The sequence below is a fragment of the Leptospira kmetyi serovar Malaysia str. Bejo-Iso9 genome (genome assembly GCF_000243735.2).
In the GTDB taxonomy this organism is placed as follows: domain Bacteria; phylum Spirochaetota; class Leptospiria; order Leptospirales; family Leptospiraceae; genus Leptospira; species Leptospira kmetyi.
Window position 1 is genome coordinate 1,220,722 of the sequence record NZ_AHMP02000003.1, and the last position, 22,732, is coordinate 1,243,453.

At 45.4% G+C, this 22,732-nt stretch carries 18 protein-coding genes; 12 read left to right on the plus strand and 6 right to left on the minus strand.

From position 1 onward, the window contains the following. Window positions 1–394: 394 nt before the first annotated feature. The gene (locus LEP1GSC052_RS08070) at window positions 395–1,012 is read left to right on the plus strand and encodes a hypothetical protein (protein ID WP_010575292.1); all 618 of its coding nucleotides are present in this window, start codon (window positions 395–397) and stop codon (window positions 1,010–1,012) included. 53 nt (window positions 1,013–1,065) lie between these two features. On the opposite strand, the gene omp85 is transcribed toward LEP1GSC052_RS08070, so the two are convergent. Continuing rightward, a complete protein-coding gene (gene omp85 / locus LEP1GSC052_RS08075; protein WP_010575293.1) occupies window positions 1,066–2,517 on the minus strand; it encodes an Omp85 family outer membrane protein in 1,452 nt (483 codons plus the stop codon). 564 nt (window positions 2,518–3,081) lie between these two features. On the opposite strand from omp85, the gene LEP1GSC052_RS08080 reads away from it, so the two are divergent. The 5 genes from LEP1GSC052_RS08080 (at window position 3,082) to LEP1GSC052_RS08100 (ending at window position 10,773) form a co-directional block, all read left to right on the plus strand. Further along, on the plus strand, window positions 3,082–7,275 hold the full coding sequence (locus LEP1GSC052_RS08080; protein WP_051185363.1) for an Ig-like domain-containing protein: 4,194 nt from the start codon (window positions 3,082–3,084) through the stop codon (window positions 7,273–7,275). A gap of 457 nt (window positions 7,276–7,732) precedes the next feature. Then, complete coding sequence (locus LEP1GSC052_RS08085) at window positions 7,733–8,323, plus strand: DUF4274 domain-containing protein (RefSeq protein ID WP_010575294.1); 591 nt, start codon at window positions 7,733–7,735, stop codon at window positions 8,321–8,323. A gap of 142 nt (window positions 8,324–8,465) precedes the next feature. Further along, window positions 8,466–8,954, plus strand: a complete 489-nt coding sequence (locus LEP1GSC052_RS08090) for a hypothetical protein (RefSeq protein WP_010575295.1) — start codon at window positions 8,466–8,468, stop codon at window positions 8,952–8,954. Between the two features lie 158 nt (window positions 8,955–9,112). Continuing rightward, window positions 9,113–10,003: an ankyrin repeat domain-containing protein gene (locus LEP1GSC052_RS08095; RefSeq protein WP_010575296.1), complete on the plus strand. Its 891-nt coding sequence runs from the start codon at window positions 9,113–9,115 to the stop codon at window positions 10,001–10,003. Between the two features lie 104 nt (window positions 10,004–10,107). Then, window positions 10,108–10,773, plus strand: coding sequence for a DUF4349 domain-containing protein (locus LEP1GSC052_RS08100; protein WP_010575297.1), 666 nt, complete (start codon window positions 10,108–10,110; stop codon window positions 10,771–10,773). A gap of 102 nt (window positions 10,774–10,875) precedes the next feature. Here the strand turns inward: LEP1GSC052_RS08100 and LEP1GSC052_RS08105 are convergent, their stop codons facing one another. Together LEP1GSC052_RS08105 and LEP1GSC052_RS08110 are read right to left on the minus strand one after the other, a co-directional pair. Further along, a complete protein-coding gene (locus tag LEP1GSC052_RS08105; RefSeq protein WP_040913389.1) occupies window positions 10,876–11,253 on the minus strand; it encodes a DUF4345 family protein in 378 nt (125 codons plus the stop codon). Between the two features lie 335 nt (window positions 11,254–11,588). Continuing rightward, window positions 11,589–12,650, minus strand: a complete 1,062-nt coding sequence (locus LEP1GSC052_RS08110; RefSeq protein WP_010575299.1) for a saccharopine dehydrogenase family protein — start codon at window positions 12,648–12,650, stop codon at window positions 11,589–11,591. 151 nt (window positions 12,651–12,801) lie between these two features. On the opposite strand from LEP1GSC052_RS08110, the gene LEP1GSC052_RS08115 reads away from it, so the two are divergent. Continuing rightward, window positions 12,802–13,308 (plus strand): GNAT family N-acetyltransferase, encoded by a 507-nt coding sequence (locus tag LEP1GSC052_RS08115; protein ID WP_020986680.1) that lies wholly within the window; start codon window positions 12,802–12,804, stop codon window positions 13,306–13,308. A gap of 252 nt (window positions 13,309–13,560) precedes the next feature. Further along, window positions 13,561–14,889 (plus strand): sterol desaturase family protein, encoded by a 1,329-nt coding sequence (locus LEP1GSC052_RS08120; RefSeq protein WP_010575301.1) that lies wholly within the window; start codon window positions 13,561–13,563, stop codon window positions 14,887–14,889. On the opposite strand, the gene LEP1GSC052_RS08125 is transcribed toward LEP1GSC052_RS08120, so the two are convergent. The 3 genes from LEP1GSC052_RS08125 to LEP1GSC052_RS08135 form a co-directional block, all read right to left on the minus strand. After that, on the minus strand, window positions 14,886–15,626 hold the full coding sequence (locus LEP1GSC052_RS08125; protein ID WP_040913391.1) for a hypothetical protein: 741 nt from the start codon (window positions 15,624–15,626) through the stop codon (window positions 14,886–14,888). The two genes, LEP1GSC052_RS08120 and LEP1GSC052_RS08125, sit on opposite strands and share 4 nt — an antisense overlap. A 94-nt stretch (window positions 15,627–15,720) precedes the next feature. Then, complete coding sequence (locus LEP1GSC052_RS08130; protein WP_010575304.1) at window positions 15,721–16,899, minus strand: LIC_12337 family protein; 1,179 nt, start codon at window positions 16,897–16,899, stop codon at window positions 15,721–15,723. Between the two features lie 11 nt (window positions 16,900–16,910). After that, window positions 16,911–17,111 carry an LIC12338 family lipoprotein gene (locus LEP1GSC052_RS08135; protein WP_010575305.1) on the minus strand — a complete coding sequence of 67 codons (201 nt, stop codon included), beginning with the start codon at window positions 17,109–17,111 and terminating at the stop codon, window positions 16,911–16,913. Window positions 17,112–17,374: 263 nt separating this feature from the next. On the opposite strand from LEP1GSC052_RS08135, the gene LEP1GSC052_RS08145 reads away from it, so the two are divergent. The 4 genes from LEP1GSC052_RS08145 (at window position 17,375) to LEP1GSC052_RS08160 (ending at window position 22,732) form a co-directional block, all read left to right on the plus strand. Next, complete coding sequence (locus tag LEP1GSC052_RS08145; RefSeq protein ID WP_020985937.1) at window positions 17,375–17,986, plus strand: TIGR04282 family arsenosugar biosynthesis glycosyltransferase; 612 nt, start codon at window positions 17,375–17,377, stop codon at window positions 17,984–17,986. A 47-nt stretch (window positions 17,987–18,033) separates the two neighbouring features. Continuing rightward, complete coding sequence (locus LEP1GSC052_RS08150) at window positions 18,034–18,996, plus strand: hypothetical protein (protein ID WP_010575309.1); 963 nt, start codon at window positions 18,034–18,036, stop codon at window positions 18,994–18,996. Window positions 18,997–19,168: 172 nt separating this feature from the next. Then, window positions 19,169–19,786, plus strand: a complete 618-nt coding sequence (locus tag LEP1GSC052_RS08155) for an ABC transporter substrate-binding protein (protein ID WP_040913392.1) — start codon at window positions 19,169–19,171, stop codon at window positions 19,784–19,786. 6 nt (window positions 19,787–19,792) lie between these two features. Beyond that, entirely contained in the window at window positions 19,793–22,732 is a 2,940-nt protein-coding gene (locus LEP1GSC052_RS08160) for an efflux RND transporter permease subunit (RefSeq protein WP_010575311.1), read from the plus strand.

The following is a 22,732-nucleotide window of genomic DNA, read 5'->3' on the forward strand; positions in this document are numbered from 1 at the left end:
CGTGGGAAATTGAACCGACAAAGGAAGGAATTCGAAAAAGCTTCGACTGTGTTTTGAGAGGTGGGGCCGAGCGTCGTCTTCCAAAGCAAAAAAGACGGAGAGCGCTGAAGGAAAGTCTGGGTAATTGGAAGGGAGTACAAGAGGGTAAGAATCACCTAAGAAGTGAAACCATTTTGATTCAAAATGATCCGCGGCGTAAAGGCATTATCATTGGAACGATGATTCGAATTTTGAAACAACATTCAATTAGAGAAGCGTTATACACGGAAATCTGATAAACATTTTAAAATTTAATGCGAATTGCTCGAAACAAGTTAAATTCACCCGAAAAGTTGTTTCTGAAATTTAAGGGTTCCTCAAGATCATCAAAAATCAAAGTACTTCCAAGGGAAAAATGAATACAACTAACGTTCGTAAACTTCTGTTCGCTTTGGTGATCGGCTCATTCATGAACTGTATCGCCTATACATCCGATCTATTACAAAAACCGAATCCGGTGGACCCCGCAACGGTAACTTCAAAACCGAAAGTGTTTTTGAAAACCAGCTTTAAAGTCGTTTCCAACGGAAACAACATGCCTGTCAACGTTGCATTTCAAAACAACTGGACAAACGCGATCGTTGGAAAAGCAAAAAATATAGGCCTCTTTTCCGAAATCACGAACAACGAATTCGCAACGGACTACGTATTAGATATCGCGTTAGAAGATAACGGAGAAGCAAATCAAGCGTTAGCGATCCTTACTGGATTGACTCTATATCTTTTTCCAAGTACGGCAAGCGATCATTTCAAAATAACCATGACGGTTTATGACGGTAACGGAACAAAGATCGGCACAGTACTTAAGGAAGAAAAGGTCGTATTGTGGCAACAAATCCTCTTAATTTTCGGAATGCCATTTTACTACTTCCCATCCACCGTTAGAGAAACGCAAGACGCGTTGATCACTTCGACTTTTGCGGAAGCATATCACCAAGGATATTTTTCTAAGGCAAAACCTAAGAAAAAATAACGTCTTCGCACAAGAATCCCGTTTTCTAAAAACGGGATTCTTCATTTTGCATATCAAAACGCGTGACTGAAATCCACGAACATCTGCGTATCTTCTCGTGATTTGGCGAAATCGATCAGGATCACGGTCGCTTGATTCCAAATGATTCTGAGGCCGCTTCCCCAAGAATGTTTGTATCCTTGTAAGTTGATTCTTTTTTCGGAATTCCAAACACGGCCTATATCGTAAAAAGGAACAAGACTCAACGTAAAAAGTTCATCACCGATTTTGAATGTAGCAAATCTCCAACGAAGTTCCGCGCTTCCGAAACCGACCATAGGCGCGACAAAACGATCCTGACGATAACCGCGCATCGTCATCAAACCTCCGATCCCGGTCATCGGTCCGTCCAAACTCCACATATATCGTACTTCGGAAAAAGGAGATCCAGAAGAAGTGTAAGCCATCGCACCTCTGGTCGCAAAAACCAATTCCTCGAAAACGCTCGGAAAAAGTTTATAAAAGTATTTCGTCTGAAAGAAGATCTTATTGTAATTAAAATCCGAACCGGTGCGTTTGGAAACGTTTGCTACATTCAATTCTACTAATACACCACGATCCGGATCCGGTTCGAAATCTCTCGTATCGTAAGCGATTCCCGCGCGAAGATAGATGATCTCCCCGCCGTTGTATCCTTTGATCTTTCCGGCCTTGTAGTCTTCCGTAAGTTTAGATTCTCCATTCGGAACGGAAGTTTCCCAAATGCTTCCGGCCAAATACGGATCTTTGGAAGGATTCCAAACTCCGTCCGAATGACCGATGATGTTTTTCGAAATTTCATTCGCGATCACCCATTTGAACGCTTTCCAAAACGTATAATCGATACTGTTGAACAAGGTCGTGGAGTTGAATAGATACTGATTGTAACCCTGATCGCTTACGGTCGGAGTGATCTCGGACGCCGAGCGAGAAGGACGAATGTAAGATTGAGACGTTTCATACGCGTCGAAATTCGCATTTCCAACCTGCCCGACTCCGGGAAGATTTCGCGGACGATACGAAAGAGATTGAAGAGATGATTCTCCGATCCCGAAATACTGCGAATTCGGATTATAATCCAATCCGAGACTGCTTTTAAATCGAAACGCGGTATTTAAGATATAGGGAGAATCGAACTGGATGAAATGATTCTTCACACCTTGATTGGTCTGAAAAAGCTGAACCGTAAGTTTGCTTCGATACGGTTCGTATTCGTAATATAAATCCGTTTTTTTTCCGTTAAAGAAAAGACTGGCCCTGATTCCGCCTCCCTGTCCTCGCACGGGATCGGAGCTCATCAGAGGAACGGCAGTCATATACCAACCTTCCTTCTTTTCGGCGAGTTCTCCCGGTTCCAATCGTTTGCCCTCATCCAAAGGAATACGCGCATCCGGAAGATTCTGAAGCCCTTCTCCCCAAATTGGAAAGAAATTTCCGATCCAAATCGACAATCCGATTCGAATCCAAATTTTAAACGTATACCGCATGATGAACCGAGGCTTCCCTATTCCAAATGGGGAAAACACTCGGATTTGTATAGGCTTATTCTCCTTTGGGACCGAAGCTCAAATTACAATTTTCTCCTCAAAAATCGACAACCGGTCAATCCATCGTCTGATTCTTGATTCATAAAAAGGAGAATTCATTTCGTTTCATTTTCGATTTTTTGAATTCGTTTTTCTAAAGACTCATCTAATGACAATTCTAATTATAAAATGATTAATATTCTTTGATGAACTTTTTCTAGTTCTTTAAAAATTCCGCGCAAACGTTCTTACGTACATTTGCATATCCTTATATTTCCATTCTAAACCTATCGTATTAAGAGAGGAGTTCAATTTTCAGGAACTTGACTGGATTCATACGGATCAGATACCCATTTGCCTGTCAGATTATAACATAAAGAGATAAATACATAGGGTTCATGCTATTCTTACCGATGATTGTCCGTCGCAAAAGAGAAACAGCGACATACGTTGGAGGGTTTCGGTATGCAAAGAATGATAAAAACTATTTTAGCAATTCTGCTCATTGCAGTAAACATAGGGTGCGTGAATGGCAGTAAGACCTCGCTTCCTTTTCTTGCATATTTAGATCTGAGTAATAAATCGAATTCATTTTCGGTTTCTCAAATCACTCCGGGTTCGGGAGTGAGTGGAATTCCGTTGAACACAGCGATTCAAGTGAGTTTTAGCGGATCGGTCGACGCTTCTTCCATAAACGCTTCCACGTTTTATCTTACGCAAGGGACAACTCCGATTCCTTCCACTTTGGCAATTACGGATACGGCTTCGGTTTTAACGCCGAATTCTCCCCTTTCTGCTTCCACAATTTATACGGTAACGATTACAAAAGATATCAAATCCGCAAACGGAACCGCTTTGATCGATAATTTTACTTGGAGTTTTACGACCGCTGCGACGGTGGACTTAATCGCGCCCACCGTTTCTTTAACGACTCCGAATAACGGAACCCCTTCGGTTGCAAATAATTCATCCGTAAGCGTCGCTTTTAGCGAAAGCGTAAATTGTACCACTGTGAATGCGGCAACCTTTACGCTGGACAATGGCGCCGCAGTTCCCGGAACCGTAACCTGCGGAGGAACGGCCGCAACCTTTACACCGACCGCTCCGTTGGCTCAAAACACGACTTATACCGCGAGAATTACGACGGGTGCGAAAGATCTCGCAGGAAATTCCGTTGCAGCTCTTTATGCTTGGAATTTTACGACAGGTGCGGCGCCGGATACGACGCCTCCGAACGTTTCTTTCATCAGCCCTGTAAACGGTTCTACCGGATTCTCCATCAACGGTTCGATCAGTTTCACCTTTGACGAAGCAATGACCTGTGCTTCTATTTCAACTGCAAACGTAACCTTGGACAACGGGGGAACCAACGTGGTCGGAACGATCAGTTGTTCGGGGACTTCCGCAACCTTTACACCGACCGCCCCTTTGAATTACGGAACCACTTATACGGCTACGATTTCCACATCTGTAAAAGATCTCGCGTCGAATTATCTGAGCGCTCCGTTCATCTGGAGTTTTACGACGGGAGCCGGTCCAGATGTGACTCCTCCTACCGTCTCTCTGGTTACTCCCGCAAATGGAATTACGAATGTCGGAGTGAACACAAGCGTAAGCGCTGTTTTCAGCGAACCGATGACCTGCGCGACTTTAACCACGGCTAGTTTCACACTCACCGGCGGGGCCGCAGTTCCCGGAACCGTAACCTGTGCGGGAACGTCAGCGACGTTTACTCCGAGCGCAACTCTTTCGTATAACACAACCTATACGGCGAGAATTACGACCGGAGCAAAAGACCTCGCGGGAAATTCCGTGGCGGCTCTTTATGCATGGAATTTTACAACCGGACTTGCACCGGATACGACGGCGCCTACGATCTCTTTTGTAAGTCCTTCCAATGGATTGACTGGATTTGCGATCAACGGTTCCTTAAGCATTTCATTTAGCGAAGCTGTGAACTGCGCAACGGTAACTTCCACGAGCGTAACCTTGAGCGACGGAAGTGCCATCCCGGGAACCGTGGGTTGTTCCGGAACCAGCGCTACATTCACTCCGACTTCATCCTTGGCGTACGGAACTTCTTACACGGCTACGATCGCAACTACTGTGACTGATCTTGCAGGAAATCCTCTTGCAGTACCTTTCTCTTGGAGCTTTTCCACGGGAGCGGCGCCGGATACGACTGCTCCGTTGGTTTCTTTAGTGACACCGGCCAATTCTCTCTTAGGGGTTGGAGTAAATTCAAGCGTGAGCGCGGTGTTTAGCGAGACGATGAACTGCGCGACGATTACGAACGCAAGTTTCACTTTAACCGGAGGCGCGGCCGTTCCCGGAACCGTAACCTGTGCGGGGACCTCGGCTACGTTTACACCGAGCGCGGCTTTGGCTTATAGCACAAACTATACGGCAAACATTACGACAGCCGCGAAAGATCTCGCAGGAAATTCAGTTGCGGCTCTTTATTCTTGGAGCTTTACAACCGGTGCGGCGCCGGATACGACTGCGCCGACCGTTTCTTTCGTAAGCCCTACCGTCGGTGCGACCAACGTTCCGGTGAATAGCATTCTCAGCATCGCGTTTAGCGAGTCCTTGAACTGTGCGACGATCACAACTACCAGCGTGACCTTAGCCAGCGGCAGTGCGATCGTTGGAACCGTAGGATGTTCCGGAACAACGGCGACGTTCACTCCGTTTGCCAATTTAAGCTACGGAACCACTTATACGGCGACTCTAACCACTGCAATCCAGGATACTGCGGGAAATTCTTTAGCCGCTCCTTATACTTGGACCTTTACGACCGGAGCGACTCCGGATGTGATCCACCCTTCCGTTGCTATGGAATCTCCGATCCAAGGACAAACCGGTGTGGCGCCTAACGCAATCATCACGGTTGCTTTTAGCGAAACGATGGACTGCACGACGTTGACCACCGCTACGTTTACTTTGGGAGCGGCCACAGGAACCGTAAGTTGCAGCGGAACCACGGCTACGTTTACTCCGAGTCCGAACTTAAGCCCCGGGACAAATTACATGGCAACCATCACGGCCGGAGCTAAGGATCTTGCGGGAAATACGGCCGCTCCGTTCAGTTGGTCCTTTTGGACGGGAGCCGCGTTAGACGTAACCCCGCCGACCGTTACGATTCAAAACCTAAAAAATAAAACCGTCCTCGAAAGTGGAATGATCATCGGAACTGCCGCCGACGGCAACTCCGTCGCCGGTGTGGAAATTTCCGTGGATGCGGGAGCTTATTTCGGAGTTTCCGGAACGACCAACTGGTCTTACAAAACTCCGTCCGGTGCGAGCCAATGGAGAATAGGATCCCAACATACCATCAGCGTTCGAAGCAGAGACGGAGCCGGAAATTATTCCGCAGTGAGCACGGTAACAATCCGTCAAGGAACCAATAAGGACATCAACGGAGACGGATATGTCGACACGGTGATAGGTGCGGAGAATGAGAATATGGTTTATATTTTCCATTCTTCCGGAACCGCGGGAATTACAGCCACAAGCGCTCCTGCGGCCAGCCGTTATATCATCGGACCTTCCGGTTCGAACTTCGGTAAAAGCGTGGCCTTAGCGGATGTGAACGGAGACGGATACGCCGACGTATTAGTCGGAGCGCCCTTATACGGAGGTTCTACGGGAAGGGCTTACGTATTTCATTCTTCCGGAACGGCAGGTGTTACCATTTCTTGGTCTACCTTTGCGTCCACAATGATCGTCGGCGCAGCCGCAAACGATCAATTCGGCGCGGCAATTTTAGGAGCTGATACAAACGGCGACGGTTATGGCGAGTTGGTCGTGGGTGCACCCGGCGCTCTTACTTCCCGAGGTAAGGTGTATGTTTTCAATTCCGCAGGGAACGCAGGAATTGTGGACGTAGATACCACAACGGCGTATGCAACCCGTCAAGGAACCGCTTCCAACGATCTGTTCGGTTCCGCACTGGCTTCGGGACAGATCAACAATACCGGAGGCGATACGTATGAAGACATTGTAATCGGTTCCTACGGTTATAGCGCTCAAAGAGGAGCCGTTTACATTTATCACGGAAGCGCTACCGGAATCTTATCTGCGGGAGCCGCTGCCACAACGATTCAAAATGGAACGGGAACCGCCGGAGATAAATTCGGATTCTCCGTCTCCTGTGCCGATATCAGCGGAGATGGACACGCGGACATCGCGGTCGGAATGCCGGGTTACAGTACCATCCGGGGAAGAATTCTCACTTACAGTTCTACGGCAACTGCGGCGGGAATTACGGCCTCTACTGTGGGGGGAGCGATCCTCATCATCAATGGAAGCACCGTGAACAACTCTTACGGATATTTTGTAAAACTGAGAGACTTAGACAGCAACGGAAGTGCAGATATCGTCGTGACTGCGGTGCCACCGGCCCCGGCGCAAGGTTTAGTGTATGTTCATATGAACATTGCATCCGGATTCGTGAGCGAAACCACCGCAACCTTGACGATGACCGGGCCGCTCAGTGATTTGTTCGGTTGGGGATTGGGAGCCGGAGACGTAAACGGGGACGGATACGCAGACCTCTACGTTGGTTCCTGGGGTTACAACGGATTCAATGGAAAGAGCTATATCTTCCATTCTTCTGCGACCGGATTGACCACAAACAATCCGGCCTTGTCGAATACTACAATCCTTGGTAACCAGGTCCCTCCAGCAAGTGGATATTTCGGAGCCGCTCTCTACTGAGAGCGGTTGTATGGACACGTTTCTTGGGAAAAATCTTTCACAAGAACGTGTTCGATCGTCTTGAATTCACTTTAGTTTTTTATTATGTTTTTAAGTAAGAATAGAATTTAGAAATTTAAGAATTCAGAATTACGCACTTAGATTCTTTTAACGAACGCACTGGGCGCCGTCGCGCAAGTCCGAGTAAATCCTTCGCGCGCTTTCTTTTTTCAAAAAATTTTTCACCGCATTTTACTCTCTTTCCCTTTTTAATCCTGCAAAACGAAATCAAAAACATACGAATATTCTAAAATTCTAAATTGATTCCGGAATCACTTCGGGCTAGGCATTTCTAAAACTCAAAATTTCATTTCCACCATGTTATCAACTGAAATGAAAAATAGAATTCTTTTGCGAAAATCTCTCCCGAAATGACGGTTCCAGATGAAGATCCGGCTCAACAAAATAGGAGTGTCCGATGAAAAATCTTCCTTTCCCGATCGACAGACTTGCGTTCATAGAAGCTTACTTTTCCAGTTCGGCGTTCGGACCGATTCAAAGAAACAGCTTTGAGGAACTGAAAAATTCTCTCGAACTCCATTATGCATTGCTCGAATACGATTGGGACGGCGGCATGAAGTTCGTCCGTTGGGTCGCCGAAAGTCCGTTATGCGATCTTGGAACCGCGCTCGTCATTTACTGGAAAATGTGCCCTTCTTTTTATACTCAGTTTCAAAACGAACACGAAGCGAAACTCGAAGGAGAAAACGTAAGGGAGAATTTTATCTTTTTAAAAGAACTGGAAAGCCGGATTCTCGGCAAAGAATTCCAATCCGAAAACATACAATACGATCCGGCAAACGACGAAACGAACGATTGTTTCCTTCACGACGAGGAAACGGGAAAATGGAAAATTCCGGATCTTTTAAAACGACCGAACCAAGGAAAACCGTTTCCTCAGTTTGCGTTTTTCGAAGACGTTTATTCCACGGAGGAATTTCGCGCTCTTTTTCAAAAATACGAAAGCGAAGAACGAAGAATCAACTTTTCGGAGACCACTCTCGTTTGAAGAATTCGGATCGATTCGATCGTTTCCATCGGTTCGACCTGCGACCTCCGCTCGTAAAGAGCGAAAAAATTTGCAGGGACATCGGTTATTCCATCGGATCCAAAGACTAAAAAACCTCTTTGGAGATAGACCGAGGTACATTATGGAATTCTTATATTCCCTTAGCACGGATAGACAAAAAAAGAATTATCTGTTCGGCTATTACAATCGCCCTTTTCTTTGGTTTCAAAGAAGATTTTTGGGTCCGTTATTGCTCGTTTTTGCGGCCATCGAATTTTGGATCGGCACGGATGTTTATACGAGAACCGTGTTCACCTTCTTTTTCGGTTTTATCGGACTTTATTATATTTTGAGACCTTATATTCTTTTAAAAAGAATGAGCTTTAAACCTGCGGACGGAAAGATTCAAATCGAAACCGACACGATCCAAATTTTTGACGAAAAAGGAGAACTTCGCCTTCAAAGAGAGGACGTCCTTGACGCGATCTTCAAAAAGAATTATATTTTTCTAAAGTCCCGGATCAACTCCGTGGTTTTCTTTTTGATCGATCTCGATTCCGTGCAAGGAGATTCCGCCCGATTCGTTACGGCGTTGCGTCGTTTTATGGAAAGTAAAACTTCCTCCAACTGATTTGTTAAGCGAAATGAGTTTTGTAAAGTTTACGATGTTTCTTTGCGGCGAGAGGCGTATAACCGCGGTATATCGATGGAAACGGAAGACGCGAACTCCCGATCGTCGCGGATTTTAAAGAAATATAACTATTTCAGAATATATCACAAGGCTCACGAATGGCTCAGAAGATCTCCGTCCACGACGCGTCTCAGAATGGCGACTTAGAAATGTTAAGATTGCTAATTGAAAAAGGGGAAAATATAAACGCTAAAAATAAGAACGGATTTACTCCTTTACATTTGGCAAAAAATTTAGAAACGGCCAAACTTTTAATTCAAAGCGGCGCCGACGTAAACGCTCGCGACAAGGACTCGGGAAACACGCCTTTCCACGTAAGCATTCAATTCAATCAGACTCTAATCGCAAAATTACTGATCGAAAACGGCGCCGACATCAACGCGAAAAACGATTCTTTGCGAACTCCTATCTTTTTCGCGGACCGGGAATCCACGTTAAAATTTCTTTTAGAATCGGGCGCGGTTTTAGACGATCAAAAAGATGCGTTCGGTAGAGCTCCTTTGTATTATTCGATTCTTCATGAAAGATTGAAGGTTGCAAAACTATTGATTCAATCCGGCGCAGACATCAACGTTCGCGACGAACGAGGAATGACCCCGCTTATCTTCGCGATTCGATCTGAGCTTTTCGAATTTTCAAAACTTTTAATCGAACAAGGAGCCGATCCCAATCTCAAAGACGAAAAAGATGGAAGGACTTCGTTGATGTTTTTGCTCGGAGGAACTTTTTTAAAAAAGAATTTAGATTTGGCGGAATCGATTCTACAAAAAGGGGCCGATATCGACGCTACTTCGAATTCAGGTTCGACCGCTCTGCACTTTGCAACGTTTCACAATGATCTCGAAGCGGTTCGATTTCTCTTAGATAGAGGCGCCCAAACGAATCTTAAAAATCGATTCGATAAAACTCCGCTCAACATCGCGATCGAAAATAATCACGCAGAGATCGTCGCTCTTTTGAAAGAATTTCCCGAATCAAAAAATTCTTGATAAACGGTTGTCGTTTTATCGAGAATTCCGTTGACCGCATCCGTAGAATGCGGGATAGAATATTCAGTCTTTCAAAAATTTTAAAAACAAGGGAAAGAACGCAGATGCCGGAAAGATCCTTTCAACTTCCGTTTAAAACGGTTTCATTCTTATTTTCGCTCCTATTTTTCTTTGGATATTGTTCTTCCGCCGAAAAAAGTCGAAGTTTAAAGGCGGGTTCTGAAAACAACGATCTCTCTTCGATCGAAGATAGAATGATCGTTTATACGGCGGACTTTCAGATCACCGTTAAGGACGTAGAGGAATCGAGAAAGAAAATCAAGACCTTAACCAAGGAATGGAAGGGTTTTGTTACAAAAGACAGTTCCACGGTGTCGATCGTAAGGATTCCGTCCGAAAGTCTTGAAAAATTCATCGTTGCTCTCAGACAAATCGGGGACGTGGAAAACGAAGACATTTCCGGATTGGATATTACGGATTCTTACAAGGACAATCTGATCAAACTGGAAAGTTTTAAAAGAATCAAGACCAAGTATCAGGCCCTCATAGACAAGGCGAATAACGTGCAGGACCTTTTGGCGATCGAAAGGGAATTGGAAAGGGTCAACGTGGAAATCGAAAGATTGGAAGGAAGCAAACGTTCCTCCGAAATGCAGATCAAATATTCCACGGTTTATATAAATCTGAAGCCTAAAAAGATGTTAGGACCTCTGGGTTGGATTTTTTACGGAGTCTATAAAGTGATCGGTTGGCTTTTCGTCTGGGATTAAATCGAATACGTTCGATTGAATCCGATTCGATTTAGTGTTTATAACGTCGTCTGCCTTCGACGAGTCGGACCGAGGTTCTCGACTTGCAATTCTCTTAAAATTTTAAACGAGATCCTTTCGTTTCCATTGTGAAAAAATCAAGATCGGAGGAACCAACAGCTCCGGAGCAAGATAACCAAGCCATAACTCTGCGGGTTCCGGAAGACCGACGATCGAAATCGAAACGAGCCTTCCGATCGCCGCGATCCAAACTCCGATTGCGATCAGATATACGAGAGTTTTTTGAGTTCGAACCGTATAAGCCGCCCAAAAGCAGATCAATCCCATAGAAAAATAAATTCCGGCCATAAATCGATGAACGTTATCAAGACGAGGCGTCGTAGCCGGTTGGCCGAGAACCATTTGTATGGTTCCGCCGAGCAACGCGATGAAGGCAAAGAGGAATAAACAGATTTGAACGACGCGGGTGTTCAGTGGCATAGTAAGATCCGTTCTTTTTAGAATTCGATGATTTTTCAGTTTAAACCGAAGTGTGTCAACGCGAAATCGACCACGATCCATTTTGATCGAACGTCTTATAGAATTCTTTCAACAATGGATGGAGATCGGAAACAGGAAGAAGAACGAGAGAAACGACGATCCGATCGGCTCGAATCGCCTCGAAGATGATTCTCGCTCATTCGATTCTCGCTCATTCGGATCGCATTTGTTTGCGAGTTGATTGAAAATATTCTTTTCCATCTCGCATTCTAAATTCCGGAGGGAATGAGAATCGCTCTCCGATCACGGGACAATGCACGGCACATTCAAAAACGTTAGGATAAAATTTTAGTACCTGGAATTTCCAATACGAATTTGGAACCGAAAACTTTGCCCGGAGTCGTAAATCCCGCTTGGAATTTCCCCTTCTCCACTTTTGCGACGGCAGCGAGTGCGGACTCGATCGTAAATTCGTAACCTTCGGCGCAACGCATACGAATCGAAACCTTTTTCGAACTCGCCTCGGTCCAGGCTTCTCCCCAAAGAAGAACCGAACCTTGTTTTCGTTTTTCTCCGTCGGGTCCGCTTACGGCCAGCTCCACGAGTTTTTGCATTCCTTTGAGAATCAGAGAACTTTTTAAAAAGACGGTCGTCGGTTGCAACAGCCTTAAAATCTTCGCTTGAGAAGCGGGCAAAGATGAGTAAACCGTAATATTCGGAATTCCTGTTGAAATAAAAGCGGTAAAAACGTCTCCCCAAGGAATCGCGAAAAACTCTGCGTAACTTCCGCTGATCTCCACGATCTTTTTCAGACTCAACTGAGGAATCGTTTCGATCTTTCCGTTTCTTCTCACCTTACTTCCGTACGGAAGTTGTGCGAGCGCGCTTTTTAAAGTTCCTCTGGAAATATCCGAAAAACCGGAGAACCCGAGTTCCAGAAAATGCGCCTTGGGAAGTTTTTCCTTCAACATCACGGCGAGACAATCCGTGGGCACGATATCGAAGCCGACGCCGGGAAGAAGCATTACCTTTTTTGCAAGCGCCTTGGAGGACAAAGAATTCAGTTTTTCATAAACCGGAATCTCTCCGGTGATATCCAGATAATGAGTTCCGGATTCTATACAAGCGTTGGCCATGGGAACCGCGGTTTCGATAAACGGACCGGCACAGTGTAAAACCAAAAAACAATCCGCGATTTGATTGCGAACTTCCTCCGGATTCTCCAGAGAAAAAATCCGAAAGGGCAAATTGAGTTCTTCGGCGAGAGGACGAATCTTCGCTTCCGATCTTCCGGCAAGAATCGGTTTTTGTCCCCTTTCGACAGCCTTTCTCGCGATCAGTTCTCCGGTGTAACCGTTTGCTCCGTAAAGAAGCCAGTTCTTTTTCTTAGCTGCCATAAAGACCAGATTTTTCCCAAACGGAAGAATTAGTCAAGTTTTGACGGAAATTTCAAAGTGAAGGAGATTCGATTCGCGAAGAGAATTGACTTCGAAACGTTTTCGCTTTAATTTTTTCGATGTTCTCTTTTTGAATCGTCCGTTAAATCCAATGAATCTCAAACTGGAACCCATCCGAGAATCGCACGCGCCCTCTCTTGCGATCCATGCGAACTCTCCGAACGTATTTGCCGGTTTGAGAGGAAGTTTTCCGTTTCCGTATCAACTTCAAGACGCCCTCGATTATATCCGCGCCTGTTTGAGGGATTCGAGATCCAGAACCTTCGCGATCTTGTTCGAAGAAAACGCGATCGGAATCATCACCTTACTTTTTAAAGAGGACGTGTATCGTTTTAACGGGGAAATCGGTTATTGGATCGGGGAAGAATTCTGGAACCGCGGAATCGTAACGCAAGCGATTCAATCCATTATCAATATTGCATATACCGAACACGGTCTTCACCGGGTTTACGCGGAAGTCTTTTCCAACCGACCCGCTTCGGCGCGGGCCTTGGAAAAAAACGGATTTGTATTGGACGGCACAAACAAGGAAGCGGTCTTTAAAGACGGAGTTTTTTTGGATCAGTGGATCTATTCGAGACTGCGAGACGGCGTTTGAGAATTTTCTCCCCCATTCCTTCGGAAACATACGTCCGTTTTTTAAGAATGAACATCCATTCAAATAGATCCGAATTCTCCCTTAAAAAGAAAACATACGGTTTTGTAATGCGACATCCTACTTTAGGATGAGGAGATTTTTCATAACGTTCGTGATGGAAAAAACCCTTTCGCGAACACCGTTTTTGTTTTTGAATTGACCAAGGAAGAATTGGAAGAATAAACTAAAGTTAGAACTTTTTTGGGCGGCTTTATGGAAATCAATCTTGTCACGATCGCGATTCCGTTCTTCTTTTTGCTGATCTTTTTGGAAATGGGATTTTCCGCGTATCACAAACGTAAACTCTATCGATTGAACGATTCGATCAACGATCTTTCTGCGGGAACCGCGAGCGAAGTGGTGGGTGTTTTTAAGAAAACCGTTACCATGTTCGCTTATATTTTAATCTATGAGAAGTTTCGAATTTTCAATCTCCCTTCTTGGCCGAGCGAAGCTCTTTCCATCGTTCCGGCGGGAACCCTGGGATTAAGTTCTTTAACCTGGGCTTGGATTCTCGTCGTAGGAGTTTGGGTTCTTTGTTTTATCGGTTATGATTTGGCGTATTACTGGAATCATCGTTTGAGTCACGAGATTAATTTTCTTTGGGCGGGTCACGTGGTTCACCATCAAAGCGAAGAATACAATCTCACCGTCGCTCTTCGTCAGGCGAGTTTTCACAGTATTTTCACTTGGGTCTTTTACCTTCCTCTTGCATTGATCGGTTTTTCTCCGATCGTGATGATCTTAAACGGACAACTCAATCTGATCTATCAATTCTGGATTCATACAAAGGCGATCGACAAACTTCCCCGTTGGTTCGAAGCGATCTTCAACACTCCCTCTCACCACAGGGTTCATCACGGAATCAATCCGAAATACATCGATAAGAATCACGGCGGAACCTTGATCGTGTTCGACAAATGGTTCGGAACCTTCGAACCGGAATCCGAAGAACCGGTTTACGGAACCGTAAAACCTCTGCAAAGTTTCAACACGATCTGGGCCAATCTTCACTACTGGTGGGAAATGATCGAACTTGCTTGGCGCTGTCCTCGTTGGTCCGATAAGGTTAAGGTTTTCTTCGCGATGCCGGGCTGGAGACCGGCCGAACTCGGAGGTCAATATCCGATCCCCGAAGTTTCCGCAAAAACATTCAAAAAGTATGATATAGAACTTCCGAAAGGTCTGAGTCTTTATTCGCTGGTTTGGTTCGTCATTACCGTGGCGCTCGCATTCGGTATGCTCGTAAAAGTGAATTCACTTTCCATGTTCAATATCGGAGTGATCAGCGCGGTGACTCTGGTTTCCCTTTTGACGTTGGGCGGAATCCTGGAAAGAAAACGTTGGGCTCTTTTTGCGGAACCGATCCGTATGGCGATTCTCGTAGCGGGCGCGTACGCGCTTTCCGGAGAAGCCAATATCACGTTAGGCACTCTTGCGCTGGGCGCGATTTCCACGGTTTGGTTTTTGTCTTACAGAAATTACTTCGCTTCCGTTCAGGAAATAAATCCGGTTCAGGATATTCTCCGAAGAACCGCTTAAATCCTATGGTGAAACCAAACGTTCGGTTCCACGTATTCTCCTAAGTTTTTTTCCCGGTCGATTTCGACCGGGACCAAACCTCCCGGTATCGCAAACGATCCCGATTCCGGGAATTTCATTCGAGTCCAAGTTTCCCATTCTTCCACGCTTCCGCTCACATACATCGATCGAGGTTCGATCCGGATCTTTTTTCCTCCGGCCTTTTCGTGAACTCGAACCCAAGGATCTTCCGAAAAACCGTCCGGTCTTTTTCGTTCCAAATATTCTTCCATGCTTATAAACGGAAAGTTTTCCTTTTGATTCGGTCGAACACAGGCGAACAAATTAGAAATGTTAAGCGACATCGCGTTTTTTTTCAGTTCGACAAGAATGGAATGGGACAAACCGGTTCCTCTGAATTCTTTTTTGATTTCTATGGACCAGGCGCTCGCCGAATTGCAGACCGTTTTTGTTTTCCGATCTTCTACGCTTTTGAGAATAGCCTCGTCCCAACCCTTAGGCAATCCTTCCCAGGTTCCGTCCCAGTAAAAAGGGAGAATTTTTCCGGTTCCCGCCACCTCGTTTTCCTTCGTGACCGCCAGGCAGTGTAAATTCGAAAATTCTTTTACAATAAAAGCGTAATATTCATTTCCGATCGGATCTTGGTTGAGAAAGGTCGGCCATACGTCGAGTTCGAAATCCGATTCGGAAAAACCGGAGCGTAAGGATTCTTCAAAAGTAATGGTTCGAAACTCCATTCTCCGATTAAAACCGATCATCGAAAAATGTTGAAAGCAAAAAAAAGCCCCCGGATTCTCCGGAGGCTTTTGAAAATCAAAATCAATCTCCGTCTTAAGGAACGGTTGCGAAATTGATCGTAAGCGCGTCGATATACGCTTTTGTCAAAGTATCCCAGCTGGAACCCGCTGGAGTGGTAGTCGCGCTGGATTTTCCCACGGTTCCGACCCGATCATACAACGAATCCACTCTTGTAGATTGAATGAAGTCGGCCGGAATCGCGCTCGCAGCGACTCCTTCCGCGATAAATCCGTTGAAGTTAAAAAGTCCGTACGTCGGCGTGAAGTTTACGAACTGATTGACCGTGTTGTTGCAAGTGATCGCTTGACCCGATGTGATCGCGGTTTGTTCCAAGCCGCCTTTTGCGGTAACGTTCAAACTTCCGTCGAGTTTTTGGCTGTAAGCGAGTTTGTAGTATTCTCTTCCAGCTCCGGGACAAAGTCCGTTGTTGTGAGAATAACCGAGCGCGGTCGTTCCCGCGTTGATCGTCACGAGATCCGTGGTTCCGTTAAAGCTCACAACGGATTTAAAACAGAACACGGTGCGGTTGTCCATCTCTTCGAGGATTACTCTTCCCGTATCCACGTCTTGTCCGAGCGCATCGGATCCGAGCGAACCTTTCCAAGAATACGTTTGAATCAAACCTTGGTTTGCGAATCCGGTCACAACGGGTTGCCTAACGTAACTTTCGATGATCGCGGTCGCTCCGGACCAACGAGTCGGATCGAGTCTGCTCAATTGATATAGAAGAACGGCGCCGTCGCCCGCAACGTCTCTCGGATCATCGTCGAAGAAAAATTGAAGAGCCGCTCCGTTATCGGATGTGGAACGAAGTTCGAAAAAGTTCGTATAAGAAGCCGCGGCGCTGAGCGTCGAAGGTTGATACGAAACGTTTCCCGAATTGAGTTTCAAACGTAGAGTATAAGATTGTCCGTTAAAAAGTTGATTGGAAAGAGTGATGTTCGCCGTGGTTCCGAGTGGAAACGCTTTGCGGATCGCGAAGATCAGATCGTCCATAAAAAGAGAATTTCCTCTCGCCCAAGTCGCGGACTGACGCACAAAACCCCAACTATCCGCGTTCGCGTGTAAAGGTTGAATGAGCTCCAAGCGAACCGGAAACGGTTTGGGAGAATCTTCCCTTACGAAAAAAGAAACCCGATCCGAACGAAAACTAAGTCCCGCTCCGAGAAAAACAAGGACCGCAACAAGAATTAAAACCCATGACTTTTTCATTTTAAAATTCCTCACTGAGCGATTCCTTTGGGAACGATGATAAAAAATCCGGTCTTACTCTGTTCCACGTAAGGTTGAGTCGCCAACAAAAGGAGAAGCACATTGTCGGTATCGTTGTTGTTTTCCTTTTTCTTACAAGCTCCGGTGAACAAAACTCCGAAGACAACGACTGCGAGAATTCCCGCAGAAAGAAAATTACGAAAAATTTTCATAAACATCCTCCCTCACACAACGAGGTCTATACTAGTTTCAACATTCTCTTGAATCGCTTTTTTCAATTCCTTAGAATTTCCCTATTTACAGCGCTCCTAAAAAACCGAAATTTCGTTTACGGAAACGAGGATCGCAGTAAGATAACCCTTCTTTAAAAGAATGGTTCTTAATAAAATATCCGAATGAAAACTGCGGTCAACCAGGATTCTAATCGGCGTTACTTCGAGCGCTTTTCTTTTTATCAGAGTTAAAAATCGAATCCATGAATTCCAAAGAAGCACTCATTCTTTTTTTAAGAAACCCGGTCGCGGGACAAGTGAAAACAAGACTCGCACAAATCTTAGGCAACGAAGCGGCCTTAGCCGTCTACGAACAACTCGTGGAACTGACTCAAAAACAAGTCAACGTTTTGGATTTGCCGATCAGACTATATTTTGATTCGATTCCGGAATTCGTTTCCAACAAATGGGGAAACAAATTCAGCGCTCATCTTCAAACGGGACAGGATCTCGGTTCCAGAATGGCGAACGCGTTTTTAGAAACGTTCGAAACCGGCGCGGAAAAAACGGTCATCATCGGAAGCGATTGTCCCGATCTCGAAACCAAACACATTCGAGAAGCGTTTTCCGCACTCGATCAATCCGACGTCGTCTTAGGCCCGGCCGTGGACGGAGGTTATTATCTCTTAGGTACGAAATCGCATTCTCCGGAACTTTTCGAAGGCATCCCTTGGAGTACGGATCGTGTGTTCGGAATCACATTAGAAAAATTGCAACTATCGCGGAAAAACGTCTGGATTCTTCCCAAACTCAACGACGTGGACGAGGCGTCGGACTTGGATCCGTATCTTCGTTCGGGTAAGATTAATCTTTAGAGTCAATAAAAGGTTTCCATTTCCCGCCGTTCATGGAGAATACGTCCATGCGATTTTTTCGGAACCTGCCGATTCTTTTTTGGATTTATCTTTTTACAAACGGTCCGATCGTTTCCGAATCGATTTCGGATAAACCTTTTTCGGACGAACCGGGTGCGTATCTCAAACTCAAAAACGTCAAGTTCAGACTCGAGGATAAGATCTACTTTACGGTAAAACATCTGACCGTGATCGCGTCTTCGAACCGGAAGAATTCTCTCGTAAACTTCAACGATCCGTCTTCCTTTCATCTCGATCTTTTTCAGGGAGATACGGAGTTCGAAATCTCCGTTCTCGAATATCTATTTAACGAAAACATAAAGTCTTTTCCGAACTTTCCATTACGAAATTTGAAACTATCCACGATCGAAAAAGACGGCAAAAGAAAGATTCGGATTTTGGGAGAATACAAACTCGTTTTTTGGGTCGACGTCGAAATGATCTGCGATCTCGAACTCGTTCCAAATAGTTCTCAGCTGATCTTAAAATCGGAAACGATGAACGCCGCGGGAATTCCGGGCGCGGGAGATCTTCTATCGAGTTTGGGCGTCGGCCTTAAGGAACTTCTTCCGATTCCGGAAGGAAGAGGTCTGCGGATCGTGGATAAAAGTTTTCACATCCAATCCTTTCTTCTTCTACCGCCGCCAAGAATTCGAGGAACGATCGAAGAGATCAAACTTTTGTCCGATCGAATTCTTGTGAAATTCGATACGAAGAAAGATTCTCCATTTCCGAATCTTACGTTTCAGCCCGGTTCTCCGAATCAGATCCGAATCTCCGGCGGAGAAATCCAAGTCGGTTCGGTTTCTTTAAAAAATACGAGTCTTCTTTTGATCGATCAGGACCCGTCCGATCTGCTCGACTTTCATATGAAGAATCTTTTGGTCCAACTTTCTTTCGGAAATTTGAATCTCAACGCGAAGGGAGATCTCAAAGTATTTCTTCCCGATTACGAGGACTTAAAAAAGTAGAATTTTATTTCGTCTCCCCTTTTATAGAAAGATCCAAAAGCGAGGACAAGGCCGGATTTTATTCCGTTGACTTCCGCCTACAGATTAAGAAAGCTGTATGAAGGTTCCGACCGATTCTCCGACGGATTCGGTTTGGCGATCTACACAAACTACAAACAACAGGTATCGTGTTGTGAAAAAAATAATTTCCATCCTTTTTCTTTTTTCCCTCGTATCTCCGTCCTTTCTTTCCGCTCAAACGCAAAACGAAAGTTCCAACCCGCCCGCAACGGAAACGACCGCACCCGCTCCGAGCGAAGAGGCTCCTTCCGCGGAAGAACAAATCACTTCCGCCGTGAAAAAACTCATCGGTTTTATCCGATACAAAAAGAACGATAAGGCGCTCGCCCTTATCCACGTGAAGCAGTTCAGCACCCAACTCTTAAAATCTTCCGGTAAGATCGCCGACGCGGATCGTAAAGAATTCGAAGAAGCGATCTCCGAGTTCATCGTTCACCGCAGTTTTCCGATCGCTCACAAATACTTCGACAAGATCGACATCAATTACGAAAAACCGGTCATCAAAGGAGACAACGCGACTCTCGCTTCCTCCATCATCTGGAACGGTTCCGAAAGAATCACCTTCTCCTGGATTCTGATGAAGATCGACGGCGCTTGGTATATTACGGATTTCTTAAACGAAGGAAAATACGCTTCCGAAACCAACCGAGTCAAATCGGTGGAACCTTCCATCAAAAAGAACGGAATCAAACAAACCATCGCTTTGATCAAAAGAGAAGCAAAGAATTAAACCAGAATGAGACAGCTTCTTTCCAGACTTACAGACTCGATTCTCCTAAACCCGATCCGTTCTTGTAGCGTTCTCGCCGTATTTCTTCTTCTTTCCTTATGGCAGGCATCCAAACTTACGGTAAACAGCAACAACCTCGATCTTCTTCCGAAGGATAACCCTTCCGTCATCAAGACGCAGAAAGTGATCGAGATGATCGGCGGAAACGGATTTTATATTCTCAGCATCAAGTTCAAAGACGAAAAGGGAATGACGGACCATCTCGTTAAGGCTTTTGCCGCAAAGAAAAAAGGCCAAACCGAGATCGTCGAAAACGAGCTGAAAGAAGCCGAAAAGGTAAAACAAAAAAACGTTTCCTATTATAAGGAAAGGGAGAATGCGATCAAGAAGGCTTCGGACGTTTTAAACGAAAGACTTCTGAAGGAAAAGGATTACGTTCAATACATTTCCTATCGTTACAACGTTTCCTTTTTACAGGATCGTCTTCCCCTCTTCTTAAAGACCGAGGACTTGACCGAGGTTCGCAAACGCGTCAAAAGAAAAATCGACGAAGAAGTGGAAAGAGCCAATCCGTTCTTCATCAAACTGAACAACGAAGAATACAATCCCGACTTCAACGATATTCTCGCCAAGTATCAGAAACTTGCAAAAAGGGATATATTCGACGAATATAATATTTCACCGGACAAGGGAATGTTGATCTTTCTCATCAAACCCGCCGGTTCCTTTACGAACATAGAATTCAACATCGCACTCGATAAAAAAATCAAGGAAGTTGTCGCCGAACTCGCTCTCGATAAAAAGGGAATTCAGATCGGTTACACGGGAACGTATCGTCTTCATTTGGACGACTACGAAACCCTGATGGCGGCGTTAAAACCGATCGCGGTCGCATCCTTTATCGGAATCGCGATTCTTCTTCTGTTCTTTTTTAGAAATCCTCTTTTTATCGTGATCCTTCTCGTGTCGCTTCTTTCTGGAATCTTATTCTCCTTCGGTTTGACCACGATCGTAATCGGACAACTCAACTCCGTCACGAGTATCATCGCGTCCATTCTCATGGGACTCGGGATCGACTACGGAATCCAATTCTTGTATCGTTTCCGGGAAGAATTCACCCGCAAACAAGACATGCTTCGTTCCATCAAGGACACGATCTATCATACGGGAATCGCTTCCTTTATTTCCGCGTTAACCACAACCTCAGCGTTCGTGGTTCTCGCCTTTTCCGAGTTCCGAGGTTTCAGCGAGTTCGGTATCATCGCGACTTACGGAATTTTGATCATCGCGGTTTCGATGTACGGAGTGACCGCGCTTCAGATCACGTTGTTGTTCCGTTTGTTCCCTTCTCTCAAGAACAAGTTTTTGTTATCCGCAAAGGAACAGACGACGTCCCCCCTTCTCTATCGTTTTTATAAAAAACCCGGCCTTTTGACGTTAGTCGTCATTGCGATCGTGTTCGTGATTTCCTTTTTCAGTTTCAGTCCGGGAATCCAGTTTAATTACAACGGACGCGATCTGATGGTGGACAACCTGGATTCGGTCAATCTCTACGACGAGATCGGAGATCGTTTCGATATCAGTTCCGATCCGCAGGTCATCGTGGTAGACACTTTGGAAGAATCCGAAGCGGTGTTCGATTATATGACTCCCGTTCCCGACGAGATCGCGGGCTCCGTGGATCAGGTCGTATCTCTTTGGAATTTCGTGCCTCCGAAGGGACAACAAAGGGCCAATTTAAAAGTTCTCAAACAACTGCAAACGGATATGAAACCCGTCAAGGCGGCGTTCTTAAAACCGGAACAAAGAAAATATCTTCCCGTGGTCAAAAGATATTTGAGCGTTAAGGAATACGGACTTCCCGAGGTTCCTGTTTACTTCAGTTCTCAGTTTAAGGAAGTAAAAGGATCCAAAGAAAAAGGACATCTCGTATTTATCTATCCGAAGGTCGCGCTTTGGCACGGACAAAAACTTCTGAAGTTTTTCGACGCCGTGGGAGAATTACATTATCCTAAACTATCCAGAAGGGTTCTCAACACTCTTCTATACGATGCAAACGGAAACGTCGCAAACGATCAGATCAAAAACAAGTGGACTCCGAACGAAGAACGTCTGATCGTAAACGCGTTGAACACATATCCGGCTTCTCGATTTAAGGATCTCGGACTTTTGGAAGGAACCGTTTCCTTTATCTTAAAGACAAGACCTTTCTCGAATCTGGAACAAGCCCGATCCCATAAATACGTTTCGAACACCGCGGGAAGTTTGATTCTTTTTGCCAACCTCATCAAGATCGTTCAAAGAGAAGGAGTCGCGGCGTTTCTCATCACTTTGGTTCTCGTGGTCATCGTGCTGATTCTATTCTTTCGAGGAATCGTTCCGGCGCTCATCTCTTTGATCCCGCTCGTTCTCGGAATTTTCGTGACGCTCGGAATTATGGCGGCGTTTAAAATCCAACTCAACTTTATGAACGTTCTCGTCTTCCCTGTGATCGTAGGCTACGGAATCCAAAACGGAATTTATATCTACTATCGTTTTCGGGAGGATCACGACGTGGTTCGCGCCATGTCCATGGTCGGACCTGCGATCATCGCATCCACGTTAACCACTCTTGTAGGATGGAGTTCCCTTTTGATCGCCGATCAGAAAGGACTCAAGTCCATCGGAGTTGTTGCGAGCATCGGGATCGCGTCCTCTCTCATCATAGCTCTCACTTTGGTTCCCGCGGTATTGGAAATCGTATATCGTTCCAGAAAGGAAGAAGAAAGCGAATCCAAACCGATCGGTTTCAGCGAGGAAGAATCGGATTCTTTCACCGCGTCGGAAAGTTCGGAATTTTCGTCGCAAACCGGAACCGGAGCGCAAACTGCCGTTTCCAAAAAGAAAGCCGCTAAGAAAAAAACGGCTTCGGCTAAAAAGGCGCCCGCCAAAAAGAAAAAAGGATAA

Excerpts from the sequence above, each read along its gene's own strand:
- LEP1GSC052_RS08125 (WP_040913391.1), bottom strand. The coding sequence starts at position 15,626 with ATGGAGTTTCGAACCATTACTTTTGAAGAATCCTTACGCTCCGGTTTT.
- omp85 (WP_010575293.1), bottom strand. The coding sequence starts at position 2,517 with ATGCGGTATACGTTTAAAATTTGGATTCGAATCGGATTGTCGATTTGG.
- LEP1GSC052_RS08105 (WP_040913389.1), bottom strand. The coding sequence starts at position 11,253 with ATGCCACTGAACACCCGCGTCGTTCAAATCTGTTTATTCCTCTTTGCC.
- LEP1GSC052_RS08085 (WP_010575294.1), top strand. The coding sequence starts at position 7,733 with ATGAAAAATCTTCCTTTCCCGATCGACAGACTTGCGTTCATAGAAGCT.
- LEP1GSC052_RS08120 (WP_010575301.1), top strand. The coding sequence starts at position 13,561 with ATGGAAATCAATCTTGTCACGATCGCGATTCCGTTCTTCTTTTTGCTG.
- LEP1GSC052_RS08110 (WP_010575299.1), bottom strand. The coding sequence starts at position 12,650 with ATGGCAGCTAAGAAAAAGAACTGGCTTCTTTACGGAGCAAACGGTTAC.
- LEP1GSC052_RS08100 (WP_010575297.1), top strand. The coding sequence starts at position 10,108 with ATGCCGGAAAGATCCTTTCAACTTCCGTTTAAAACGGTTTCATTCTTA.
- LEP1GSC052_RS08070 (WP_010575292.1), top strand. The coding sequence starts at position 395 with ATGAATACAACTAACGTTCGTAAACTTCTGTTCGCTTTGGTGATCGGC.
- LEP1GSC052_RS08095 (WP_010575296.1), top strand. The coding sequence starts at position 9,113 with ATGGCTCAGAAGATCTCCGTCCACGACGCGTCTCAGAATGGCGACTTA.
- LEP1GSC052_RS08135 (WP_010575305.1), bottom strand. The coding sequence starts at position 17,111 with ATGAAAATTTTTCGTAATTTTCTTTCTGCGGGAATTCTCGCAGTCGTT.
- LEP1GSC052_RS08145 (WP_020985937.1), top strand. The coding sequence starts at position 17,375 with ATGAATTCCAAAGAAGCACTCATTCTTTTTTTAAGAAACCCGGTCGCG.
- LEP1GSC052_RS08115 (WP_020986680.1), top strand. The coding sequence starts at position 12,802 with ATGAATCTCAAACTGGAACCCATCCGAGAATCGCACGCGCCCTCTCTT.
- LEP1GSC052_RS08130 (WP_010575304.1), bottom strand. The coding sequence starts at position 16,899 with ATGAAAAAGTCATGGGTTTTAATTCTTGTTGCGGTCCTTGTTTTTCTC.
- LEP1GSC052_RS08150 (WP_010575309.1), top strand. The coding sequence starts at position 18,034 with ATGCGATTTTTTCGGAACCTGCCGATTCTTTTTTGGATTTATCTTTTT.
- LEP1GSC052_RS08090 (WP_010575295.1), top strand. The coding sequence starts at position 8,466 with ATGGAATTCTTATATTCCCTTAGCACGGATAGACAAAAAAAGAATTAT.
- LEP1GSC052_RS08160 (WP_010575311.1), top strand. The coding sequence starts at position 19,793 with ATGAGACAGCTTCTTTCCAGACTTACAGACTCGATTCTCCTAAACCCG.